At 62.7% G+C, this 23,371-nt stretch carries 20 protein-coding genes; 11 read left to right on the top strand and 9 right to left on the bottom strand.

The genetic code is table 11. The features are described 5' to 3' along the window. Positions 1-51: 51 nt before the first annotated feature. The 5 genes from rng to mreB form a co-directional block, all read right to left on the bottom strand. On the bottom strand, positions 52-1,509 hold the full coding sequence (rng, locus tag ACFY68_RS06910; protein ID WP_346611974.1) for a ribonuclease G: 1,458 nt from the start codon (positions 1,507-1,509) through the stop codon (positions 52-54). Positions 1,510-1,563: 54 nt separating this feature from the next. After that, positions 1,564-2,175: a Maf family protein gene (locus ACFY68_RS06905; protein WP_387524881.1), complete on the bottom strand. Its 612-nt coding sequence runs from the start codon at positions 2,173-2,175 to the stop codon at positions 1,564-1,566. Positions 2,176-2,208: 33 nt separating this feature from the next. After that, a complete protein-coding gene (mreD, locus tag ACFY68_RS06900; RefSeq protein WP_346611976.1) occupies positions 2,209-2,697 on the bottom strand; it encodes a rod shape-determining protein MreD in 489 nt (162 codons plus the stop codon). Beyond that, positions 2,697-3,713: a rod shape-determining protein MreC gene (gene mreC, locus ACFY68_RS06895; RefSeq protein ID WP_387525320.1), complete on the bottom strand. Its 1,017-nt coding sequence runs from the start codon at positions 3,711-3,713 to the stop codon at positions 2,697-2,699. Before mreC ends, mreD begins: the two co-directional genes overlap by 1 nt. Before the next feature lie 204 nt (positions 3,714-3,917). Further along, on the bottom strand, positions 3,918-4,955 hold the full coding sequence (mreB, locus tag ACFY68_RS06890; RefSeq protein WP_003255163.1) for a rod shape-determining protein MreB: 1,038 nt from the start codon (positions 4,953-4,955) through the stop codon (positions 3,918-3,920). A 204-nt stretch (positions 4,956-5,159) separates the two neighbouring features. On the opposite strand from mreB, the gene gatC reads away from it, so the two are divergent. From gatC to ACFY68_RS06865, 5 genes are all read left to right on the top strand, one after another. Next, the gene (gene gatC / locus ACFY68_RS06885) at positions 5,160-5,447 is read left to right on the top strand and encodes an Asp-tRNA(Asn)/Glu-tRNA(Gln) amidotransferase subunit GatC (RefSeq protein WP_346611977.1); all 288 of its coding nucleotides are present in this window, start codon (positions 5,160-5,162) and stop codon (positions 5,445-5,447) included. A 15-nt stretch (positions 5,448-5,462) separates the two neighbouring features. Further along, positions 5,463-6,914, top strand: coding sequence for an Asp-tRNA(Asn)/Glu-tRNA(Gln) amidotransferase subunit GatA (gene gatA, locus ACFY68_RS06880; RefSeq protein WP_387524873.1), 1,452 nt, complete (start codon positions 5,463-5,465; stop codon positions 6,912-6,914). A gap of 11 nt (positions 6,915-6,925) precedes the next feature. After that, entirely contained in the window at positions 6,926-8,371 is a 1,446-nt protein-coding gene (gatB, locus tag ACFY68_RS06875; protein WP_346611979.1) for an Asp-tRNA(Asn)/Glu-tRNA(Gln) amidotransferase subunit GatB, read from the top strand. A 140-nt stretch (positions 8,372-8,511) separates the two neighbouring features. After that, a complete protein-coding gene (locus tag ACFY68_RS06870) occupies positions 8,512-8,886 on the top strand; it encodes a septal ring lytic transglycosylase RlpA family protein (RefSeq protein WP_387524870.1) in 375 nt (124 codons plus the stop codon). A 61-nt stretch (positions 8,887-8,947) separates the two neighbouring features. After that, complete coding sequence (locus ACFY68_RS06865; protein ID WP_387525317.1) at positions 8,948-9,991, top strand: calcium/sodium antiporter; 1,044 nt, start codon at positions 8,948-8,950, stop codon at positions 9,989-9,991. A 136-nt stretch (positions 9,992-10,127) separates the two neighbouring features. Here the strand turns inward: ACFY68_RS06865 and ACFY68_RS06860 are convergent, their stop codons facing one another. From ACFY68_RS06860 to ACFY68_RS06845, 4 genes are all read right to left on the bottom strand, one after another. Further along, complete coding sequence (locus ACFY68_RS06860) at positions 10,128-11,483, bottom strand: amino acid permease (RefSeq protein WP_387524867.1); 1,356 nt, start codon at positions 11,481-11,483, stop codon at positions 10,128-10,130. A 55-nt stretch (positions 11,484-11,538) separates the two neighbouring features. Next, positions 11,539-12,480: an AEC family transporter gene (locus tag ACFY68_RS06855; RefSeq protein WP_387524865.1), complete on the bottom strand. Its 942-nt coding sequence runs from the start codon at positions 12,478-12,480 to the stop codon at positions 11,539-11,541. A 216-nt stretch (positions 12,481-12,696) separates the two neighbouring features. Then, positions 12,697-13,257 (bottom strand): response regulator transcription factor, encoded by a 561-nt coding sequence (locus ACFY68_RS06850; RefSeq protein WP_346611983.1) that lies wholly within the window; start codon positions 13,255-13,257, stop codon positions 12,697-12,699. Continuing rightward, entirely contained in the window at positions 13,257-14,513 is a 1,257-nt protein-coding gene (locus ACFY68_RS06845) for an ATP-binding protein (protein WP_346611984.1), read from the bottom strand. Before ACFY68_RS06845 ends, ACFY68_RS06850 begins: the two co-directional genes overlap by 1 nt. 202 nt (positions 14,514-14,715) lie before the next feature. Here ACFY68_RS06845 and ACFY68_RS06840 point away from each other — a divergent pair, with 202 nt between their 5' ends. From ACFY68_RS06840 to ACFY68_RS06815, 6 genes are all read left to right on the top strand, one after another. Next, positions 14,716-15,432, top strand: a complete 717-nt coding sequence (locus tag ACFY68_RS06840; RefSeq protein ID WP_346611985.1) for an SIMPL domain-containing protein — start codon at positions 14,716-14,718, stop codon at positions 15,430-15,432. 303 nt (positions 15,433-15,735) lie between these two features. Next, positions 15,736-17,361, top strand: coding sequence for an ABC transporter substrate-binding protein (locus tag ACFY68_RS06835; protein WP_387524860.1), 1,626 nt, complete (start codon positions 15,736-15,738; stop codon positions 17,359-17,361). Between the two features lie 125 nt (positions 17,362-17,486). Next, positions 17,487-19,079: an ABC transporter substrate-binding protein gene (locus ACFY68_RS06830; protein ID WP_387524857.1), complete on the top strand. Its 1,593-nt coding sequence runs from the start codon at positions 17,487-17,489 to the stop codon at positions 19,077-19,079. A 150-nt stretch (positions 19,080-19,229) separates the two neighbouring features. Further along, on the top strand, positions 19,230-20,609 hold the full coding sequence (locus tag ACFY68_RS06825) for an OprD family porin (RefSeq protein WP_387524854.1): 1,380 nt from the start codon (positions 19,230-19,232) through the stop codon (positions 20,607-20,609). 73 nt (positions 20,610-20,682) lie between these two features. Then, complete coding sequence (locus tag ACFY68_RS06820; protein WP_387524851.1) at positions 20,683-22,278, top strand: ABC transporter substrate-binding protein; 1,596 nt, start codon at positions 20,683-20,685, stop codon at positions 22,276-22,278. A 76-nt stretch (positions 22,279-22,354) separates the two neighbouring features. Then, positions 22,355-23,365, top strand: coding sequence for an ABC transporter permease subunit (locus ACFY68_RS06815; RefSeq protein WP_016485006.1), 1,011 nt, complete (start codon positions 22,355-22,357; stop codon positions 23,363-23,365). The last annotated feature ends 6 nt before the right edge of the window (positions 23,366-23,371 follow it).

Below are 23,371 nucleotides of genomic sequence, written 5' to 3'. Positions count from 1 at the left end.
GTAGCGCCGCTTTTGCCAGCCCGACCCACCTATGGCGCGTATCGGAAAGCCTCAGAGCAACACCACATCGTATTGTTCCTGCGAGTACATCGACTCGACCTGGAAGCGAATGGTTCGACCGATGAAGGCTTCCAGCTCTGCGACGTTCCCAGACTCCTCGTCGAGCAGCCGGTCAACCACCTTCTGGTTGGCCAGTACCCGGTAGCCTTCAGCCTGATAAGCGCGCGCTTCGCGGAGGATTTCGCGGAAGATTTCATAACAGATGGTTTCGGGGGTTTTCAGCTTGCCCCGGCCCTGGCAGGCAACGCACGGCTCGCACAGCACCTGCTCAAGGCTCTCGCGGGTGCGCTTGCGGGTCATCTGCACCAAACCCAGTTCGGTGATGCCGATGATGTTGGTCTTGGCGTGGTCGCGCTCGAGCTGCTTCTCCAGGGTACGCAGCACCTGGCGCTGATGCTCCTCGTCCTCCATGTCGATGAAGTCGATGATGATGATGCCGCCGATATTGCGCAGGCGCAGCTGCCGCGCAATGGCCGTGGCCGCTTCCAGGTTGGTCTTGAAGATGGTCTCTTCGAGGTTGCGGTGGCCGACGAAGGCGCCGGTGTTGACGTCGATGGTGGTCATCGCTTCGGCGGGGTCGACCACCAGGTAGCCACCGGACTTGAGCGGTACCTTGCGGTCCAGCGCGCGCTGGATTTCATCTTCGACGCCGTACAAGTCGAAAATCGGCCGCTCGCCAGGGTAATGTTCCAGACGGTCGGCGATCTCCGGCATCAGCTCGCCGACGAACTGCGTGGTTTTCTGGAATGTTTCCCGCGAATCGATGCGGATTTTCTCGATCTTCGGGTTGACCAGGTCACGCAGGGTGCGCAGGGCCAGGCCAAGGTCTTCGTAGATGACCGTGGGCGCGCCGCAGGTCTGGATCTGGCTGCCGATCTGCTCCCACAGGCGGCGCAGGTAGCGGATGTCCTGCAGGATCTCTTCGGCACGCGCGCCTTCGGCTGCGGTCCGCAGGATGAAACCACCGGCATTCTTGATATCTTCACTGTCCATGCAGTCGCTGACCACCTGCTTGAGGCGGTCACGTTCGGCTTCGTCTTCGATTTTCAACGAAATGCCGACATGGCTGCTGCGCGGCATGTACACCAGGTAGCGCGACGGGATCGACAGCTGGGTGGTCAGGCGCGCGCCCTTGGTACCGATCGGGTCCTTGGTCACCTGCACCACCAGGGCCTGGCCCTCATGCACGAGGGCGGTGATGGTCTCGACGGCAGAGCCTTCGCGCTGGGAAATTTCCGAGGCATGGATGAACGCAGCGCGCTCCAGGCCGATATCGACGAACGCCGCCTGCATGCCCGGCAGCACTCGCACCACCTTGCCCTTGTAGATATTGCCGACGATGCCGCGGCGCTGGGTACGCTCGACGTGCACTTCCTGCAACACCCCGTTTTCCACCACCGCCACACGTGACTCCATCGGGGTGATGTTGATCAGGATCTCTTCACTCATGGCAGGCTCTCGTCAAAGGTCTTCGGTAATGATGGATCGCGGGTGCCGGGCTGGCTACTGCTGCTTTGTTACCTCTGGCGAAAGCGCCGGTACCTGCCAGCAGGCAATACCGAATTGGGCGAGCAGTTCGGCCGTTTCGCTCAAGGGCAAACCGACCACCGCCGAATAGCTTCCCTGCAGGCCGGTCACGAATACCGCGCCCAGGCCCTGGATGGCATAGCCGCCGGCTTTATCCGCCGGTTCGCCGCTGGCCCAATAGCGCGTGGCCTCTTCAGCGGTGATGGCGCGAAAACGCACGTTGCTGGTGACGCAGACGCTCAGGCTGCACTGGCCGTCGCTCAGCGCCACGGCAGTGAGCACCTGATGCTCACGGTTCGCCAGGTCGGCCAGCATGGCCAAGGCATCTTCGCGGTTTTCCGGCTTGCCGAGAATACGACCATCGAGCACCACTGCCGTATCTGCCCCAAGTACCACAGCCGGGCCGTCGAGCTGGGCCAGGCCAGCTTCGGCCTTGGCCTTGGCCAGGCGCTCGACATACGCCACGGCGCTTTCAGCGGGCAGCGGGGTTTCATCAATGGGGGCGCTGGTGACGGTGAACGGCACGCCGATCTGGGTTAGCAGTTCACGTCGACGGGGTGAGCCGGAGGCCAGGTAAAGTGGTTTCATGCAGACATCTCCCTGTCAGTGGTGGCAGCGCCGTCAGTTGATATGCAAGCGCCGGCGCAGATCGCGCAGGGCGAAACTGATCCAGGGCCAGAGCAAGGCGCTGATGACCGCCGACCAGACCAGGGCCAAGGTTGGCAGGCGGTTGCCGGTGAGTGCACTGAGCCACAGCTGGATCAGCTGGGCAATGCCGAAGATCACCAGGATCACCAGGCTCTGCTGCCACATCGGGAACATCCGCAGGCGCTGCTGCAGGGACAGCACCAGGAAGGTGATCAGGGTGAGGATCAGCGCGTTCTGCCCAAGCAACGTGCCGTAAAGCACGTCCTCGGCCAGGCCGAGGACGAACGCGGTGGTCATGCCGACCTTGTTCGGCAGCGTGAGCGTCCAGAACGACACCAGCATCGCCAGCCACATTGGCCGGAACACTTCAAGGAATTGCGGCATGGGCGAAACACTGAGCAGCAGGCCGATGGCGAACGTCAGCCAGATGACCCAACCGTGATTACGGCGCGCTTTGGCCATCATTGCCTCCGGGGTTGTGCAGGTGCCGCAGGCGCTGCGGCAGGGCTGGCAGGCGCTGCCGCCGGTGCTGCAGCGGCCGGGGCCGGTGTGGCGGGTGTGGCGGGTGCGGCGGGTGCGGGCGTGCCGGCAGGTGCAGCCTGGTCACCGCTTACGGCGGGCTGGGCAGGGTTCGCTGCCCCCTTGCGGTCGGCTTCTTCCTGGGCAAGCGCTGCGTCGGTGGCGCGCTGTTCCGGTGAACGCCGGTCGCTGAACACCAGCAGCATGTAGCGGCTGCGGTTGAGTGCGGCGGTCGGGATGGCGCGGACGATGGCGAACGGCTGACCGGAGTCGTGGATCACTTCGTTGACGGTAGCCACCGGGTAGCCGGCCGGGAAACGCTGCCCCATACCGGAGCTCACCAGCAGGTCGCCTTCCTTGATGTCGGCCGTGTCGGCTACGTGGCGCAGTTCCAGGCGCTCCGGGTTACCGGTGCCGCTGGCGATGGCGCGCAGGCCGTTACGGTTGACCTGCACCGGGATGCTGTGGGTGGTGTCGGTCAGCAGCAATACGCGAGAGGTGTAGGGCATCAGCTCGACCACCTGGCCCATCAGGCCACGGGCATCGAGCACCGGCTGGCCAAGGAACACGCCGTCGCGCTCCCCCTTGTTGATCAGGATGCGGTGGGTAAACGGGTTGGGGTCGACCCCGATCAGCTCGGCCACCTCGACCTTCTCGTTGACCAGCGCCGAAGAGTTGAGCAACTCGCGCAGGCGCACGTTCTGCTCGGTCAGGGCCGCCAGCTTCTGCAGGCGCCCCTGCAAGAGCAGGGCTTCGGTCTTGAGCTTCTCGTTTTCCGCGATCAGTTCGGTACGGCTGCCGAACTGGCCGGCCACGCCCTGCCACATGCGCTGCGGCAGGTCGGTGATCCAGTACGATTCCATCAGCACCAGGCCCATCTGGCTGCGCACGGGCTTGAGCATGTCGAAGCGTGCGTCGACCACCATCAGCGCTACCGACAGCACCACCAATACGAGCAGGCGAACGCCCAGTGAAGGGCCCTTGGAGAAAAGCGGTTTAATGGGCCGTTCCTCGTGGACGACTCAGGAGGTCATTGGACATGGGACAACGCACCAGCCTGGTTGCGGGTTGACGGAAACGACGCCCGAACGGACGCCAGCCCAGCACATACAGGTAGCACTGCATGTGCTACCTGTAAACCGGGCGCTCAGATGCAGCGGTTATCACTCGCTGGAGAGCAGGTCCATCGCGTGCTTGTCCATCATCTCCAGGGCGCGACCGCCGCCACGGGCGACACAGGTCAGCGGGTCCTCGGCGACGATTACCGGCAGGCCGGTTTCCTGGGCCAGCAGCTTGTCGAGGTCACGCAGCAGCGCGCCACCACCGGTCAGCACCAGGCCACGCTCGGCGATGTCGGAAGCCAGCTCTGGCGGCGATTGCTCCAGGGCGCTCTTGACCGCCTGGACGATGGTCGCCAGGGATTCCTGCAGGGCTTCCAGTACTTCATTGGAATTCAGAGTGAAGGCACGTGGCACGCCTTCGGCCAGGTTGCGCCCGCGTACGTCGACTTCGCGCACTTCGCCACCCGGGTAGGCGGTACCGATTTCCTGCTTGATGCGCTCGGCGGTGGATTCGCCGATCAGGCTGCCGTAATTACGGCGCACGTAGGTGACGATGGCTTCGTCGAAACGGTCGCCGCCAACGCGGACGGATTCGGCGTAGACCACGCCGTTCAACGAGATCAGGGCGATTTCAGTGGTACCGCCACCGATATCGACGACCATCGAGCCACGCGCTTCTTCGACCGGCAGCCCGGCACCGATGGCAGCGGCCATCGGCTCTTCGATCAGGAACACTTCACGGGCACCGGCACCCAGGGCCGACTCGCGAATGGCGCGGCGCTCTACCTGGGTCGACTTGCACGGCACGCAGATCAGCACGCGAGGGCTGGGCTGCAGGAAGCTGTTTTCGTGAACCTTGTTGATGAAATACTGCAACATTTTTTCACAAACGCTGAAGTCGGCGATGACGCCGTCTTTCATCGGACGAATGGCAGCAATGTTGCCAGGCGTACGGCCCAGCATGCGTTTGGCTTCGGTACCGACGGCGACGACGCTTTTCTGGTTGCCGTGGGTACGGATGGCAACAACCGAGGGCTCATTCAGGACGATACCGCGCTCACGCACGTAAATAAGGGTGTTGGCAGTACCCAGGTCGATGGAGAGATCGCTGGAAAACATGCCACGCAGTTTCTTGAACATGGGAAAGTGACCCTGGGGAAAGCGTGGGTAAAAAAGTGCGGCAAACTCTAACAATGGCAGGGATTTTGGGCAAGGAGCCAATATGTTAAATTGGTCGTTTTTCCGAGCACGCCAGCAGATGATCGCGGCCGTATGACCGCCAAAATGCCGACATGTTCCTCATCACGGACCCTATTCCGTTCTTTGTATCCTCTGGAGATCCCCATGGCGCTTGAACGCTGCGACGTGGAAAAGATCGCCCATCTGGCCCGTCTGGGCCTGAATGAAGGCGAGCTGCCACGCATTACCGATGCACTGAACAGCATTCTCGGGCTGGTCGACCAGATGCAAGCGGTCGACACCACTGGCATCGAGCCCCTGGCCCACCCCCTGGAGGCCAGCCAGCGCCTGCGTCCCGACCAGGTCACCGAACGCAACCAGCGTGATGCCTACCAGGCCATCGCACCCTCGACCGAAAGCGGTCTGTACCTGGTTCCCAAAGTCATCGAGTAAGGGATAGAGCCTGCCATGCATCAATTGACCCTGGCCGAGATCGCTCGCGGACTCGCCGACAAGTCGTTTTCTTCCGAAGAGCTGACCGGCGCACTGCTGGCGCGCATTCAGCAACTCGACCCGCAACTCAACAGCTTCATCAGCGTCACCGAGGAGCTGGCCCTGGGCCAGGCCCGTGCCGCCGATGCCCGTCGTGCCGCTGGCGAGACCGGTGCGCTGCTGGGCGCGCCCATCGCCCACAAGGACCTGTTCTGCACCAACGGCGTACGCACCAGCTGCGGCTCGAAGATGCTCGACAACTTCAAGGCGCCGTATGACGCGACCGTGGTCGCCAAGCTGGCCGAAGCCGGCATGGTCACTCTGGGCAAGACCAACATGGACGAGTTCGCCATGGGTTCGGCCAACGAGTCCAGCCACTATGGCGCGGTGAAAAACCCGTGGAACCTCGAGCATGTACCTGGCGGCTCGTCCGGTGGCTCGGCTGCAGCGGTCGCCGCGCGCCTGCTGCCGGCCACCACCGGCACCGACACTGGCGGCTCGATCCGGCAGCCGGCTGCACTGACCAACCTCACCGGCTTGAAACCGACGTACGGTCGGGTATCGCGCTGGGGCATGATCGCCTACGCTTCCAGCCTCGACCAGGGTGGCCCGCTGGCTCGCACCGCCGAAGACTGCGCGCTGCTGCTGCAAGGCATGGCCGGGTTCGATACCAAGGACTCCACCAGCATCGATGAGCCGGTGCCGGATTACAGCGCCAACCTCAACGCCTCGCTGCAAGGCCTGCGCATCGGCCTGCCGAAGGAATACTTCGGTGCCGGCCTCGACCCGCGCATCGCCGAACTGGTGCAAGCCAGCGTCAAGGAGCTGGAAAAGCTCGGCGCGGTGGTCAAGGAAATCAGCCTGCCGAACATGCAGCACGCCATCCCGGCGTACTACGTGATCGCGCCCGCCGAAGCCTCGTCCAACCTGTCGCGTTTCGACGGCGTGCGCTTCGGCTATCGTTGCGAAGAGCCCAAAGACCTCACCGACCTGTACAAGCGCTCCCGTGGCGAAGGCTTCGGTGCCGAAGTGCAGCGCCGCATCATGGTCGGCACCTACGCCCTGTCGGCCGGCTACTACGACGCCTACTACGTCAAGGCGCAGCAGATCCGCCGCCTGATCAAGAACGATTTCATGGCCGCCTTCGAAGGCGTCGACCTGATCCTCGGCCCGACCACGCCTAACCCGGCCTGGAAGCTCGGCGCCAAGAGCAGCGACCCGGTCGCCGCCTACCTCGAGGACGTCTACACCATTACCGCCAACCTGGCGGGCTTGCCGGGCCTGTCGATGCCAGCCGGCTTCGTCGATGGCCTGCCGGTCGGCGTGCAGCTGCTGGCCCCGTACTTCCAGGAAGGCCGCCTGCTCAACGTCGCGCACCGTTACCAGCAAGTCACCGACTGGCACACCCGCGCCCCCAACGGCTTCTGAGGAATTCACACATGCAATGGGAAGTTGTGATCGGGCTGGAAATTCATACCCAGCTGGCCACCCAGTCGAAGATCTTCTCCGGCAGCGCTACCACGTTCGGCTCCGAGCCGAACACCCAGGCCAGCCTGGTTGACCTGGGCATGCCCGGCGTACTGCCGGTGCTGAACCAGGAAGCCGTGCGCATGGCCTGCATGTTCGGCCTGGCGATCGATGCTGAAATCGGCAAGCGCAACGTGTTCGCGCGCAAGAACTACTTCTATCCTGACCTGCCCAAGGGCTACCAGATCAGCCAGATGGACCTGCCGATCGTCGGCAAGGGTCACCTGGACATCGCCCTTGAAGACGGCACCATCAAGCGCATCGGGGTAACCCGCGCGCACCTCGAAGAAGACGCCGGCAAGAGCCTGCACGAAGACTTCAGCGGCTCTACCGGTATCGACCTGAACCGCGCCGGCACCCCGCTACTGGAAATCGTCTCTGAGCCGGACATGCGCAGCGCCAAGGAAGCCGTGGCCTACGTCAAGGCTATCCATGCACTCGTGCGCTACCTGGGCATCTGCGACGGCAACATGGCCGAAGGCTCGCTGCGCTGCGACTGCAACGTCTCGATCCGGCCCAAGGGCCAGGCCGAGTTCGGCACCCGCTGCGAAATCAAGAACGTCAACTCGTTCCGCTTCATCGAGCGCGCGATCAACAGCGAGATCCAGCGCCAGATCGACCTGATCGAGGACGGCGGCAAGGTCATCCAGGAAACCCGCCTGTACGACCCGAACAAGGACGAGACCCGCTCCATGCGCAGCAAGGAGGAAGCCAACGACTACCGTTACTTCCCCGATCCGGACCTGCTGCCGGTGGTCATCGAGGACAGCTTCCTCGAAACCATTCGCGCCGGCCTGCCAGAGCTGCCGCCACAAAAGGTCGAGCGCTTCCAGAGCCAGTACGGCCTGTCGGCCTACGACGCCAACGTGCTGGCCTCCAGCCGCGAACAGGCGGACTACTTCGAGCAGGTGGTGAAGATTGGCGGCGATGCAAAACTGGCTGCCAACTGGGTCATGGTCGAGCTGGGCAGCCTGCTGAACAAGCTGGGTATCGAAATCGACCAGGCGCCGGTCAGCGCCGAGCAGCTCGGCGGCATGCTGCTGCGCATCCGCGACAACACCATCAGCGGCAAGATCGCCAAGACCGTGTTCGAGGCCATGGCCGCGGGTGAAGGCGATGCCGACAGCATTATCGAAAGCAAGGGCCTCAAGCAGGTCACCGACACCGGTGCAATCGACAAGATGCTCGACGAGATGCTCGCTGCCAACGCCGATCAAGTTGAACAGTACCGCGCCGCCGACGAGGCCAAGCGCGGCAAGATGTTCGGCTTCTTCGTCGGCCAGGCGATGAAGGCGTCGAAGGGCAAGGCCAACCCGGGGCAAGTGAACCAATTGCTCAAGGCCAAGCTCGAAGGGTGAGCTGAAAAAAGCGGCGAGGGCGTTGCCCTCGATCGCGGATGAATCCGCTCCTACCAGCAATTACGCTGTACCTGTGTAGGAGCGGATTTATCCGCGATGGGCCGCACAGCGGCCCCAACAGCAGCACCGGAGCATCCGATTTGCTAAGAAGATCCCTTACAACCCTGGCCCTGTTCTCCTTCCTGGCCGGCTGCGCCAGCCACGACATCGACCCCCGCGGCTACAACCAGACCGGTACCGCCTCCTTTTACGGCTCGCGCCACCATGGCAAACGCACTGCCAGCGGCGAACCGTTCAACCAGCACGGCCTCACCGCTGCCCACCGCAGCCTGCCCTTCGGCAGCCGGGTACTGGTCACCAACCTCGCCAACCAGCGCAGCGTAGTGGTCCGCATCAACGACCGCGGCCCGCACACACGCGGTCGGCTGATCGACCTGTCACGTGCTGCAGCAGAAAAAATCGGCATGCTCCGTAGCGGAACGGCGCGCGTCCGGGTACAAGGTCTGAGCGACTGACCCAACTGGAGCCCACACCATTTTCGACCTGGCCACCCTTCCCACTTTCAGCCTCCTGCAACTGGGCGTAGCCCTGCTGTTGCTGGTGGGCGGCGCCGAACTGATGGTGCGCGCCGCCCTGCGCCTGGCCCAGCGCCTGCACGTTCGGCCATTGATCATCGGCCTGAGCCTGGTGGCGTTCGGCAGTACCGCGCCGCAACTGACCGTAAGCCTGCAGGCCGCCTACCAGGGCGCGCCCGACGTGGCCGTGGGCAGCGTGATCGGCAGCAATATCTTCAACGTGCTGGTGATTCTCGGCCTGGCAGCACTGATCATCCCGTTGCGGGTATCGCGCCAACTGGTGCGCCTGGACATTCCACTGATGATCCTCGCCAGCGGGCTGGTATATGCGCTGGCAGCCAACGGCCACCTCGGCCGGGTCGAGGGGTTGTTGCTGCTGCTTGGCCTGGCGGGCTACCTGGCCATGCTCTGGCACCAATCGCGACACTATGCCCGCACCTACCCTGCCCCGCGCCCACTCACCAGCAGCGCCGGTCGCTTCTGGTCCGGCACGCTGCTGCAGATCGCCTTCGGCCTCGGCTTGTTGAGCCTGGCAGGGCATCTGCTATTGGAAGCGGCGGTCGAGGTGGCGACTGACCTTGGCTTGTCTGAGCGCATCATCGGCCTGACCGTGGTTGCCGTGTGCACCTCCCTGCCCGAATTGGCCGCAGCATTGATCGCTGCCCTGCGCGGCGAACGCGAGATCGCCGTGGGTACGGTGATTGGCAGTAATTTGTTCAACCTGCTGGCGGTGCTTGGCCTGACGGCACTAATCACGCCAGCACCGCTGACCATCTCGCCCAACGCACTGGGTTTCGACCTGCCGGTGATGCTTGGCGTCGCGGCGCTGAGTTTGCCGGTGTTCTACTCCGGCTACCGCATCACCCGCGCTGAAGGGCTGGTGTTTCTGTGCCTGTACCTGGCCTACGGCCTGCACGTGGCGGCTTTTACCATGGGCATGCCGCTGGCCGGCCGGCTGGAGCGGTTGATGCTGTTCTACGTTCTGCCAGTGCTTGGGCTGGTGCTGCTGTACACCACCGTCCGTGCCTGGCGGCGGCAGCACTAACAGCGGGAAGGTCGTGTCGCGGCAGCGAAATGCATGCCTTGGGTTATTCGGCGCCTATGAAATCCAGCGCCGCGCGGGCGGCGCTCGATCTCAAGAGCGCTACATCATTCAAGACATGCGCCTCGCCCCCCCTATCTCAAGCCTGCCGCGCCTTCTTCAAGCGAAACGCCACATACAACAGCGCAATCCACCCCGGAATCAACATTACCGAAATCCGAATCGGCGGGGTCAGGTACATCACCACCAGAATCAGCACGATGAACGCCAGGCACAGGTAGTTGGTGAACGGGTGCCCCCAGCTCTGGTAAAACGGCTTGATACCCGCCGCCAACTTGGCCTTGCGAAACTTCAGGTGGGTGATGCTGATGCTCGCCCAGTTGATCACCAGCGCCGATACCGCCAGCGCCATCAGCAGGCCAAACGCCTCACCCGGCATCAGGTAGTTGATCAGCACGCACATGCCCGTGGCGAAGGCCGACACGCCCAGCGCCGTCAGTGGCACGCCGCTGCGGCTGACCTTGAGCAGCTGGCGTGGCGCATCACCCTGGCTGGCCAAGCCGAACAGCATGCGGCTGTTGGCGTACACGCAGCTGTTGTAGACCGACAGCGCGGCAGTCAGCACCACGATGTTGAGGATGGTCGCCACCAAATCGCTGTCCAGTTCGTGGAAGATCATCACGAACGGGCTGCCGCCCTGCACCACCTTCTGCCACGGGTACAGCGACAGCAGCACTGCCAGCGCACCGATGTAGAAGATCAGGATGCGGTACACCACCTGGTTGGTTGCCTTGGGGATGCTCAGGCGCGGATTGTCCGCTTCGGCGGCAGTGATGCCCACCAGCTCCAAGCCACCAAAGGAGAACATGATCACCGCCAGCGCCATGATCAGGCCGGTGACACCGTTGGGGAAGAACCCACCGTATTGCCACAGGTTGGCCACGCTGGCATCCGGACCGCCGTGGCCACTGGTCAGCAGCCAGGCACCAAAGCCGATCATGCTGACGATGGCCACCACCTTGACCAAGGCGAACCAGAACTCCATCTCACCGTAGACCTTCACCTGGGTCAGGTTGATGAGGTTGATCACCACGAAGAAGATCGCCGCCGTGGCCCAGGTGGGAAACTCCGGCCACCAGTACTGCACATAGATGCCCACGGCCGTCAGCTCGGCCATGCCCACCAGCACATACACCACCCAGTAGTTCCAGCCCGAGACGAAGCCTGCGAACTCGCTCCAGTACTGGTGGGCGAAGTGGCTGAAACTGCCGGCGACCGGCTCTTCGACCACCATTTCACCGAGCTGGCGCATGATGAAGAAGGCCATCAGGCCAGCAATGGCATAGCCCAGCAAAACCGACGGGCCTGCCAGCTGGATGGTCTGGGCGATACCCAGGAACAACCCGGTACCAATGGCACCGCCCAGCGCGATCAACTGGATATGGCGATTCTTCAGCCCGCGCTGCAAGCGCTCGGGCGTGCTCTGGTCTTGCATGAAGTGTCCTTTAGCTCAGTGAGGCAGTGTTTTTGTGTTGTTGGCAGCGAAGGATCTAGATCCACCCGCCCCACTGCAAGATGAAAATTCCAATGTTGGTGGTGATCGCCGCCATTAGCGTGGTAATCACGATGATCGAGGCCGCCAACTCATGGTTGCCGTTGGCCGCTCGCGCCATGACGTAACTGGCCGCCGCCGTCGGGCTGCCAATGTACAGGAACAGGATGCCGAGTTCGGCCCCGCGAAAACCACAGAGCCAAGCGCCGAGGGTGCCGATCAGCGGCAACCAGACCATCTTCACCAGGCTGACATCGATGGCCAGCTTGCCACTGTCGCGCAGCGCCGCCAGCGACAGGGTGCCGCCAATGCAGATCAGCGCCAGCGGCAGGGTCATCTGCGCCAGGTAGTCGCCGGAGGTAAGCAGCCAGTTGGGCAGTGGCACCTGCCCGTAGGCCATCGGCGTGGCCACCAGCACGCTGATGATCAGCGGGTTGCTGAAGATGCTCTTGCAGATGCTCCACGGGTCGGATTTGAGGTCCGGGCTGTACACGGCCAGCACCACAGCGGACAGCGAGTTGTACATGAGGATCACAAGCCCGGCGAGCACCGCGCCCAGGGAGATGCCGTAGTCGCCGTAAAGGCTGGCGGCCAGCGCCAGGCCAATGACCCCGTTGTTGCCGCGAAATGCGCCTTGGGTGTAGATGCCACGGTCGGCCCGCGGGCAGCGCCAGATGGCCATGCCCCAGGCCACGGCAAAGCCCACCAGCGTGGCGACGACGAAGTAGAGGATGACACCGGGTTTGACGGCCGACGCCAGGTCGGCGTGGTAGATGCCAAGGAACAGCAGCGCGGGCATGCAGACGTTGAACACCAGCTGCGAGGCGACCCGGTTGAAATTGTCGTCGATCAGGTGGATGCGTTTTAGCAGCACGCCCATGAACAGCATGGCGAAGACCGGGGCCGTGATGTTCAGCGTCTGGATGAGAAGGGCGAGCATGCGCAAGCGATCCTGAAAGGGTTGCCGTTAGGGGGCTAATGATACGTCAACAGGCCAGGATTTGCGGGGATCAGCTTCAATATAAAGAAATTTCTGTCAGTACTGGCCCTATCGCCGGCAAGCCGGCTCACACAGGCACCCCACTAAACCTGATTACTGTGGAGCACCTGTGGGAGCCGGCTTGCCGGCGAGAGGGCCGGTACTGCCAGGATAAGCTCAGCGCCGGACGGGCCGTTTCTGCAGCTTGCGCTGCAACGTGCGCCGGTGCATGCCCAGCGCCCGCGCAGTGGCGGAGATATTGCCTTCGTGCTCACCCAGCACGCGCTGGATGTGCTCCCACTGCAGGCGGTCCACCGACATCGGGTTTTCCGGCACCAGGGTGTCCAGGTCGGTGTGCTCCGAGAGCAGCGCCGCCAGCACATCGTCGGCATCGGCAGGCTTGCACAGGTAGTTGCAGGCACCGCGTTTGACCGCCTCTACTGCGGTGGCAATGCTCGAGTAACCGGTCAGGATCACCACGCGCATCTCTGGGTCCAGCTCCAGCAGCTTGGGCAAAAGCACCAGGCCGGAGTCGCCTTCCATCTTAAGGTCCAGCGTGGCGTAGTCCGGCAGGTCGTTCTGGGCCAGGACCAAGCCTTCTTCAGCGGAGCTCGCAGTGCTTACGCGAAAGCCCCGACGGCTCATGGCGCGGGCCATGACCCGGGTGAAGGTGGCATCGTCATCCACCAGCAGCAGGTGCGGCAGCTCTTCGCTTTCGACCTGGTTTTCTTCGCTCATCATTCATCTCCTCGCGTGCCATGGGGCAGGCGCAGTTCGGTGAGGGTGCCACCCTGCTCATGACTATAGAGTTTCACCGAGCCGCCCGCACGGGTCACGCTGGCTTTGCTCAGGAACAGGCCCAGGCCGAAGCCTTTGCCCTTGGTGGTAATGAAGGGTTTGCCGATGGCTTCGGCAATGGCCGGCGGCACGCCGGGGCCATGGTCGCGGATGCTGATGACGATGTCCTGGGCGTCCCAGTCCAGGTGCACTTCCAGGTCATCGGGGCAGGCATCGGCGGCATTGTTCAGCAGATTCAGCAGCGCCTGGGTCAGGTCTGGGGGCGGCGTCAGGCGCGGCACCTGGCCGTCGCGCAAGCGCTGGAAGCGGTAGCTGGCTTCCGGGCGCATCAGGTGCCAACGGTTGAGGGCTTCATCGAGCCATTCGGTGACGTCCTGCTCGACCACGGCCAGCCGGCGGTTGGCTTCGGCGGCGCGGACCAGTTGCTGCAGCGTCTCTTTGCACAGTTTGACCTGATCCTGAAGGATCTGCAGGTCTTCCTGCAACAGCGGATCCTTGTGGTCCTGGCGCATCTCGTTAAGCAGCACGCTCATGGTCGCCAGCGGCGTGCCCAGCTCGTGTGCAGCACCTGCCGCCTGGGTGGCGACGGCCAGCAGCTGTTCATCGCGCAGGCTCTCTTCACGGCGTTCGGAGCGCAGTTGCTCCTGGCGGCGCAGCTCTTCGGCCATGCGCGCGGCGAAGAAGGTAATGACCGCAGCGGCCAGTGCGATGCTCAGCCACATGCCATAGACCTGCATCTTGTCCCGCGCCATCGGCAACCCTTCGAGCGGGTAGAACTGCACCAGCAGCATGCTATAGGCGGTCAGCGCGATACCCGACAGGATCAGCGAGTAGAGCCAGGGCAAGGTCACTGCGGCGATGGCCAGCGGCACCAGGTAGTAGGAAACGAATGGGTTGGTCGAGCCGCCCGAGTAATAAAGCAGGGCGCTGTGGATCAGCAGGTCACAGGCCAGCTGCAGCGCATATTCAAGCTCGGTGACCGGCAGCGACAGGCGCAAGCGCAAGGCGGTGAACGCGCACAGCAAGGATGACAGAGCCAGGGTCGCGGCCAGCGAAAACCATGGCAGCGGCAGCAGTTCGGTCCAGTAGGCAACGCCCACGGAGCCGGCCTGGGCGGCCAGGACCAGAACCCGAATGACAGTCAGGCGCCAGAGGTTCTGGCGTGTAGCGGACAGCGGTTGTGCGGCGGCGAGCATGAGCTCTCCTGATGAGTGCTCCAGGAAAATCGGCTGGAGTATACCGAAGCCGGGCGGCCAGCTGCAGCGATGCGGCAAAGCGCCACACTTTGTCACAGGTTCATGATGGCACTTTTGAACCCACTACACTGATCCCGGTCTGATGGGCCATGCGTGGGATGGACGCCCTGAACCCACGCCTTTTATTGCCAAGGAGTACCACATGCATATCCCTCGTCGCGGCGCTGCCCTGATCCTCTCCTGCGGCCTGCTCGCCAGCCTGCCAGCGCTGGCGGCTGATGAGCCGCGCTACAACCAGGTATCGCTGCGTGCCGAAGTCAGCAAGGAAGTGCCGCGCGACCTCATGGTCGTGACCCTGTATAGCGAAGCGCAGAACACCGACCCGGGCAAGCTCGCCAAACAGATCACCGAAACCATGAACAAGGCGGTGCAACAGGCCCGCCAGGTCAAGGACGTGAAGATCAGCCAGGGCAGCCGTAACAGCTACCCGGTATACGACAGCAAGGGCCAGAAGATCACCGGTTGGCGCGAACGTGCCGAACTGCGCCTGGAAAGCGCCGACTTCCCGGCCCTGTCGCAGCTCAGCGCCGACCTGCTGCAGGACCTGAAAATGGGCGGCATGGACTTCTCCATCGCGCCGGCTACTCGCAAAACCAGCGAGGACGAGCTGCTCAAGGATGCAGTCAACGCCTTCAAGGCACGTGCCCAGCTGGCTACCGAAGCGCTGGGTGGCAAGGGCTACAAGGTGGTCAGCCTGAACCTCAACAGCAGCGGCTACCCACGCCCTTACCTGCGCAGCGCCCCCATGGCGATGAAGGCCATGGGCGCGGATGAAGCCGCACCGGCTCCGGACATCGAAGCTGGCACCAGCGAGGTCAGCATGAATGCCGATGGGCTGATCGAAGTCCAGATGCCCTAAGCCTGTTCATCAGGGGCGCTAAGCGCCCCTTTCAGCACATTTCAGACATTTCCTACGCACCAACAACGCGCATCCTACGTATATCCCTCCCCGAAATATTCTGCAAAAAGCCATCATTTTGCCCTCGCAAACGTTCAACTTCCGAGAAAGTTACATGGATGCGACATCCATGTACGGCCGTACTACTTTTCTGACGCCAACTATCCTTCGGAGTGTTGCATTGGGTACATCCCCTGCATAAGTATCCGCAGGTCGGCTCACGAGGCCACCTCAAACCAGAAAAATGACAACAATGAGGCCACCATGCTCAAACACGCAGTCATTCCGTTTCTGCTCGGCGCAGGCTTGCTGAGCGGCGCCCCGCTTGCCCACGCCGCGTCCAACCTGGTGTTCTGCTCCGAAGGCAGCCCGGCCGGTTTCGACCCGGGGCAATACACCACCGGAACCGACTTCGACGCCTCGGCCGAGACCGTGTTCAACCGCCTGACCCAGTTCGAACGGGGCGGTACCGCCGTCATCCCGGGCCTGGCGACCCAATGGGATGTGTCCGACGACGGCAAAACCTACACCTTCCACCTGCGTGAAGGCGTCAAGTTCCACACCACCGACTACTTCAAGCCAAGCCGCGAATTCAACGCCGACGACGTGCTGTTTACCTTCAACCGCATGCTCGACAAGAACCACCCGTTCCGTAAGGCCTACCCCACCGAATTCCCTTACTTCACCGACATGGGCATGGACAAGAACATCGCCAAGGTGGAAAAAGTAGACGCACACACCGTCAAGTTCTCCCTCAACGAAGTAGACGCCGCGTTCATCCAGAACCTGGCAATGAGCTTTGCCTCCGTGCAGTCGGCCGAGTACGCCGACCAGTTGCTCAAGGATGGCAAGGCCGCCGACATCAACCAGAAGCCGATCGGCACTGGCCCATTCGTGTTCAGCAAATACCAGAAGGACGCGCAGATCCGCTTCAAGGGCAACAAGGACTACTGGAAACCCGAGGACGTGAAGATCAATAACCTGATCTTCGCCATCACCACCGACGCCTCGGTGCGCATGCAGAAGCTGAAGAAGAACGAATGCCAAGTCACCCTGTTCCCGCGCCCGGCCGACATCGAGCCGCTCAAGGCCGACAAGAACCTGCAGATGCCGCAACAGGCCGGTTTCAACCTCGGCTACATCGCCTACAACGTGATGGACAAGATCAAGGGCAGCAACGAGCCCAACCCCATGGCCAAACTCGAAGTGCGCCAGGCACTGGACATGGCCGTGGACAAGCAGAAGATCATCGAATCGGTCTACCAGGGTGCCGGCCAGCTCGCCGTCAATGGCATGCCCCCGACCCAGTGGTCCTACGACACCAGCATCAAGGACGTGCCGTACGACCCGGAAAAGGCCAAGCAACTGCTCAAGCAAGCGGGCGTCAAGGAAGGCACCGAGATCACCCTGTGGGCCATGCCGGTGCAACGCCCGTATAACCCCAATGCCAAGCTGATGGCAGAGATGCTGCAATCCGACTGGGCCAAGATCGGCATCAAGGCGAAGATCGTCAGTTACGAATGGGGCGAGTACATCAAACGCTCCAAAGGCGGCGAACAGGGCGCCATGCTGATCGGCTGGAGCGGTGACAACGGTGACCCGGACAACTGGCTGGGCACTCTGTATGGCTGCGACGCCATCGACGGCAACAACTTCTCCAAATGGTGCTACAAGCCCTACGACGACCTGATCAAGCAGGCCAAGGCCACCTCGGACCAGGCCAAGCGCACCGAGCTTTACCAAAAGGCGCAGCACATCCTCAAGGAGCAGGTGCCGATTACCCCGATCGCCCACTCCACGGTCTACCAGCCGATGAGCGCCAAGGTGAAGGACTTCAAGATCAGCCCGTTTGCGCTGAACGCCTTCTACGGTGTCAGCGTGGAAAAATAACCCCGGGCCACCCTCCGCCACTCCCGTAAACCAAACCCGCCCCCGACGCTACCGCGCCGGGGTTGGGGTGCCTGTTGCCGCAATTCGTACCCCGAAGCAGTGCAACAGATGGAAAAGGATTTGCCATGCGCCATACAAAACTGTTTTGCACCGTGCTCGCCCTGGGCCTGCTGGCCCCAGCCGGCGCCGCCCACGCCAAGAACCTGGTGTTCTGCTCCGAGGGCAGCCCGGCCGGGTTCGACACCGCCCAATACACCAGCGCCACCGACAATGATGCGGCGGAACCTCTCTACAACCGCCTGGTGGAGTTCGAACGCGGCGGCACAGCGGTGCACCCCGCACTGGCGAGCAAATGGGAGGTTTCCGACGACGGCCTGCGTTACACCTTCCACTTGCGCGAGGGCGTAAAATTTCACGCCAACAAGGCCTTCACCCCCACCCGTAACTTCAACGCCGACGACGTGCTGTTCACCTTCAACCGCATGCTCGACAAGGGCCACCCGTTCCGCCAGGCCTACCCCACCGAGTTCCCATACTTCGTCAGCATGGGCCTGGACAAGAACATCGCCCGGGTCGAAAAGACCGGCCCGCTAACCGTCGTGTTCACCCTGAACACAGTCGATGCCGCGTTCATTCAGAACCTGGCGATGAGCTTTGCATCGATACTGTCGGCGGAATATGCCGAGCAATTGATGGCCAGCGGCCGCCCCAGCGACATCAACCAGCAACCCATCGGCACTGGCCCGTTCGTGTTCCAGCGTTACCAGAAGGATTCGCAGATCCGCTTCAAGGGCAACAAGGAGTATTGGGCGCCGGATGAAGTGAAGATCGACAACCTGGTGTTCTCGATCAACACCGACCCTTCGGTGCGCATCCAGAAGCTGCGCCGCAACGAATGCCAGGTGACCTTGCACCCGCGCCCGGCCGACCTGCCGGCGCTCACGGCCGACAGCAAATTGCAGGTGCTGCAGCAGCCGGGCTTCAACCTCGGCTACATCGCCTACAACACCCAGCACCCTCCGTTCGACCGCCTGGAGGTGCGCCAGGCCATGGACATGGCGGTGAATAAACAGGCGATTCTGCAGGCGGTGTATCAGGAATCCGGCCAGTTGGCCGTGAACGCCATGCCGCCGACCCAGTGGTCCTACGACAACAGCCTCAAGGACGCGCCCTTCGACCCGGAAAAAGCCAGGCAGCTGCTCAAGCAGGCCGGCGTCAAGGAAGGCACCGAGGTCACGCTGTGGGCCATGCCCGTGCAGCGCCCGTACAACCCCAACGCCAAGCTCATGGCCGAGATGCTCCAGGCCGACTGGAACAAGCTCGGCTTCAAGGTGCGCATCGTCAGTTACGAATGGGGCGAGTACCTCAAGCGCATGAAAAGTGGCGAGCACGATATCGCACTGATCGGCTGGACCGGTGACAACGGTGACCCGGACAACTGGCTTGGCACCCTCTACAACTGCGATGCCATTGGCAGCAACAACTACTCGCAGTGGTGCGACCCGCAGTACGACAGCCTGGTCAAGCAGGCCAAACAGGTCACCGACCGCGAGCAGCGCACCGTGCTGTACCAGCAGGCCCAGCAGCGCCTCAAGCAGCAGGTGCCGATCACGCCGGTGGCGCATTCAACCGTGAACCAGCCGATCAGCATCAAGGTGGCCGATTTCAAGGTAAGCCCTTTTGGCCGCAATGACTTTTCTGGTGTGAGTGTTGATTGAGCACTAGCCGGTGCTGGCCCTGGCGCCGGCACAGCCAACACAACTCCCCCGATTTTGCCCGGCAACCCCGGGCAACCCTGGCAACACCGCGAGAAAACCCGGCCCACAAGGCCAGGTAATAACTAAAAGAACAGAAAGGGAGCTTTAACCTTGAGACCATTCACCCTCACCGCGCTGGCCTTATCCATGGGCGCATTCTGCGCCATGGCCCAGGCCGAAACCCAAAGCCAGGACTACGTGCCGTTCAGCGTCAAAGGCACCAGCGAACAAGACGAAGCAAAAGGCTTCATCGACGGCCAGAGCCTGTCCGGCAGCACCCGCAATTGGTACGCCCGCGAACGCGCCACCCGCGCCCCGCTATGGAAGTACTACAAAAGCGACGGTAGCCGCCACGACACCCACAGCCGCGACAACTGGTTGCAAGGCACCATCCTCAACTACAGCTCGGGCTTCACCCAGGGCACCGTGGGCTTTGCGGTCGAAGCTGCCGGCTACAACGCCATTGCCCTGGAGCAGGGCCGCGCTGCCATCGCCGGCCCCAACAACCGCACCCTGACCCACAGTGACGGCGACCCCATTGGCCAGTGGAGCAAGATGGGCCTGGCCAACGTCAAGGCGCGCGTGTCCAACACCACCTTGACCGTCGGCCGCCAGTCGGTGGACACACCGATGATCGCCTACATCGGCAACCGCGCGTTGCCTTCGAGCTTCCAGGGCGCATTCCTGCACAGCGCCGAATTCGACAACCTGTCGTTCGACCTGGGCACCTTCGACCGTGTGTCACCACGTACCGAACAGAGCCTCAGCAAGTTCCGCAGCGAGTACGGCGCCGCCGGCGTCGAGACCGACCGCGCCAGCACTACCGGGGTCAACTATCAGCCGCTCAAGAGCCTGACCACCAGCCTTTACGCCACCAAGGTCGACGACTTCTGGAACCAGTACTACTTCGGCGCCAACCACGTGCTGGGCGACAGCGCGGTGCTGAGCCTGACCACTGGCCTGAACTACTACAAGACCGTGGACGAAGGCAGCAAGAAGATGGGCGAGATCGACAACGACACCTACAGCCTGTCGCTCGGCCTCACCCACCAGGCCCATACCCTCAGCGCGTCCTGGCAGCAGGTCAACGGCAACGAGTACTTTGATTACCTGCACGAAACCAACGGCATCTACCTGGCCAACTCGCTGCTCTCCGACTTCAACGGCCCGAACGAGAAATCCCTGCAGATTTCCTACGTGCTGAACATGGCCCCGTACGGTGTGCCGGGCCTCAAGTTCAACCTGTACAACGCACGCGGCTGGGGCATCGACGGCACCCATTACCGGGGCACTGCCTATGACGTTGCTGGCATGGACGGCGAAACCCACTACGAGTGGGGCATCGGCACCAGCTACGCAGTGCAGAGCGGCGCGCTGAAAGACACCAGCATCCGCGCCACCTACACCGCGCACCGTGCCAGCAAGGCGCAGGCCGATGGCAGCCTGGACGAGCTGCGCATTGTCACCACCATTCCATTCAACATTCTCTGACCGCTGACGCCACGGTTCATCTACGCATGGGCCGTGGCGGCTACGCTGGAATCAATGCGAGCAAGGAGTTCACATGACATTGCTACCACTGCGCGCTGCCCTGGCAGCGGTCATCCTCGGCGCCGCCGGCAACCTGGCGGCCAAGCCGCTGGTGGTGTGCACCGAAGCCAGCCCGGAAGGCTTCGACATCGTCCAGTACACCACGGCGGTCACCGCCGACGCCTCGGCCGAAACGGTGTTCAACCGCCTGGTCGATTTCAAGCCCGGCACTACCGACATCGAGCCCGCCCTGGCCGAGCGCTGGGACATCTCCGCCGATGGGCTGACCTACACCTTCCACCTGCGCCAAGGGGTGAAGTTCCACACCACCGACTACTTCACGCCGACCCGCGACTTCAACGCCGACGACGTGCTGTGGAGCCTGCGCCGCCAGCTCGACCCGAACCACCCGTGGCACGACAAGACCAGCGTCGGCTACCCGTATTTCGAGAGCATGGCCTTCAAGGACCTGCTCAAGTCGGTGGAAAAAACCGACGACCACACCGTGGTCATCACCCTTGCCCGCCCGGAAGCGCCGTTCCTGCGTGACATGGCCATGGCGTTCACGTCGATCTACTCCGCCGAGTACGGCGACCAGTTGCTCAAGGCCGGCAAAACCGGCGACCTCAACAGCAAGCCGATTGGCACTGGCGCGTTCATCTTCCAGCGTTACAACAAGGACGCCCAGGTGCGCTTCAAGGCCAACCCGGAGTACTTCCGTGGCAAGCCACCGGCCGACACCCTGGTGTTCGCCATCGCCACCGACAGCAACGTACGTCTGCAGAAGCTGCGCGCCAACGAGTGCCAGGTCGCGTTGTACCCCAAGCCGGATGACGTACCCTCGATCAAGGCCGACTCCAGGCTGAAGGTCGCCGAGATCGAAGCCCTGGTCACCGGCTATATCGCCATGAACACGGAACACAAGTACCTCAGCGACGTGCGCGTGCGCAAAGCCATCAACATGGCTTTCGACCGCCAGACCCACGTCGATCAGCTGTTCGGCAAGGGCAACGCGCTGGTCGGGGTCAACCCCTACCCGCCGACCATGATCGGCTACAACAACGAGAACCAGAACCCGCCACGCGACCTGGCCAAAGCCCGTGAACTGCTCAAGCAGGCCGGTGTGCCGGAAGGCACGGTGATTACCCTGTTCACCCGCAACGGCGGCGGCCCGACCAACCCCAACCCGCGGTTGTCTGCCGAGATGCTGCAGGCGGATCTCGCCAAGATCGGCCTCAAGCTGGATATCCGGGTGATGGAATGGGCCGAGATGCTGCGCCGCGCCAAAAAAGGCGAGGCAGACCTGGTGTCCACGGGCTGGGCCGGCGACAACGGCGACCCGGACAATTTCCTCAGCCCCCTGCTCAGCTGCGACGCTGCAAAAACCGGCGAGAACTACGCGCGCTGGTGTAACTCGAAATTCCAGGAACTGATTACCCGCGCCCGCGAAGTGATCGACAACGACGAGCGTGCCAGGCTCTATGCCGAGGCATTGAAGGTGTACGATGACGACCAGCCCTGGATCAGCATGGCGCATCCGAAGATGTTCACTGCCATGCGTGACAACGTGGAGGGTTACGTGATCAACCCTCTGACCAACAACAACTTCGCCACCACCAAGGTGAAGTAGAACAACAACGATCGCCGGCACCCCACACGGGCACCGGCGGCACCGCCGTACAACGGCTGATGAGGTAACCCCGACAATGTTGAGTTTTATTGCCCGGCGCCTGGGCCTGCTGATTCCGACTTTTTTCGGCATCACCTTGCTGACCTTCGCGCTCATACGCCTGATCCCCGGCGACCCGGTGGAAGTGATGATGGGCGAGCGCAGGGTCGACCCCGAAATGCACGCCCAGGCCATGGAGCGCCTGGGCCTGAACAAGCCGCTGCCGGTCCAGTACCTGGACTACGTCGGCAAGCTTGCCCAGGGTGACCTGGGCGAGTCGCTGCGCACCCGCGAAAGCGTGTGGACCGAGTTCCTCACCCTGTTCCCTGCCACGCTGGAACTGGCCTTCGCCGCGCTGTTGTTCGCCGGCATCGTCGGCCTGCTGGCCGGGGTGATCGCGGCGCTCAAGCGCGGTTCGCTGTTCGACCACGGGGTCATGGGCATATCCCTGGCCGGCTACTCGATGCCGATCTTCTGGTGGGGCCTGATCCTGATCATGTTCTTCTCGGTAAGCCTGGGCTGGACGCCGGTCTCCGGGCGTATCGACCTGCTGTATGACATCGAGCCGAAAACCGGCTTCATGCTGATCGACACCCTGCTCAGCGACGAGGAAGGCGCGTTCAAGGATGCCGTGATGCACCTGATCCTGCCGGCCATCGTGCTCGGCACCATCCCGCTGGCGGTGATCGCCCGCATGACCCGCTCGTCGATGCTCGAAGTGCTGCGCGAAGACTACATCCGCACCGCCCGCGCCAAGGGCCTGTCGCCGGCCCGCGTGGTGTTCGTGCACGGCCTGCGCAATGCGCTGATCCCGGTGCTGACTGTATTCGGCCTGCAGGTCGGCACGCTGCTGGCCGGTGCGGTGCTCACCGAAACCATCTTTTCCTGGCCGGGCATCGGCAAGTGGCTGATCGAAGCCATCGGTGCCCGTGACTATCCCGTGGTCCAGAACGGCATCCTGTTGATCGCCTGCCTGGTGATTCTGGTCAACTTCGTCGTGGACATCCTCTACGGCCTGGCCAACCCACGCATCCGTCATCAGCGCTGAGGCCTT

The organism is Pseudomonas sp. NPDC012596 (genome assembly GCF_042902325.1).
GTDB lineage: Bacteria > Pseudomonadota > Gammaproteobacteria > Pseudomonadales > Pseudomonadaceae > Aquipseudomonas.
Note: the sequence above shows the minus strand (reverse complement) of the source record. Positions and strands in the feature narration are given on the sequence as shown.

Coding starts and splice junctions, on each gene's coding strand:
- rng (WP_346611974.1), bottom strand. CDS start 1,509: ATGAGTGAAGAGATCCTGATCAACATCACCCCGATGGAGTCACGTGTG.
- ACFY68_RS06905 (WP_387524881.1), bottom strand. CDS start 2,175: ATGAAACCACTTTACCTGGCCTCCGGCTCACCCCGTCGACGTGAACTG.
- mreD (WP_346611976.1), bottom strand. CDS start 2,697: ATGGCCAAAGCGCGCCGTAATCACGGTTGGGTCATCTGGCTGACGTTC.
- mreB (WP_003255163.1), bottom strand. CDS start 4,955: ATGTTCAAGAAACTGCGTGGCATGTTTTCCAGCGATCTCTCCATCGAC.
- gatC (WP_346611977.1), top strand. CDS start 5,160: ATGGCGCTTGAACGCTGCGACGTGGAAAAGATCGCCCATCTGGCCCGT.
- gatA (WP_387524873.1), top strand. CDS start 5,463: ATGCATCAATTGACCCTGGCCGAGATCGCTCGCGGACTCGCCGACAAG.
- gatB (WP_346611979.1), top strand. CDS start 6,926: ATGCAATGGGAAGTTGTGATCGGGCTGGAAATTCATACCCAGCTGGCC.
- ACFY68_RS06860 (WP_387524867.1), bottom strand. CDS start 11,483: ATGCAAGACCAGAGCACGCCCGAGCGCTTGCAGCGCGGGCTGAAGAAT.
- ACFY68_RS06855 (WP_387524865.1), bottom strand. CDS start 12,480: ATGCTCGCCCTTCTCATCCAGACGCTGAACATCACGGCCCCGGTCTTC.
- ACFY68_RS06850 (WP_346611983.1), bottom strand. CDS start 13,257: ATGAGCGAAGAAAACCAGGTCGAAAGCGAAGAGCTGCCGCACCTGCTG.
- ACFY68_RS06845 (WP_346611984.1), bottom strand. CDS start 14,513: ATGCTCGCCGCCGCACAACCGCTGTCCGCTACACGCCAGAACCTCTGG.
- ACFY68_RS06840 (WP_346611985.1), top strand. CDS start 14,716: ATGCATATCCCTCGTCGCGGCGCTGCCCTGATCCTCTCCTGCGGCCTG.
- ACFY68_RS06835 (WP_387524860.1), top strand. CDS start 15,736: ATGCTCAAACACGCAGTCATTCCGTTTCTGCTCGGCGCAGGCTTGCTG.
- ACFY68_RS06830 (WP_387524857.1), top strand. CDS start 17,487: ATGCGCCATACAAAACTGTTTTGCACCGTGCTCGCCCTGGGCCTGCTG.
- ACFY68_RS06820 (WP_387524851.1), top strand. CDS start 20,683: ATGACATTGCTACCACTGCGCGCTGCCCTGGCAGCGGTCATCCTCGGC.
- ACFY68_RS06815 (WP_016485006.1), top strand. CDS start 22,355: ATGTTGAGTTTTATTGCCCGGCGCCTGGGCCTGCTGATTCCGACTTTT.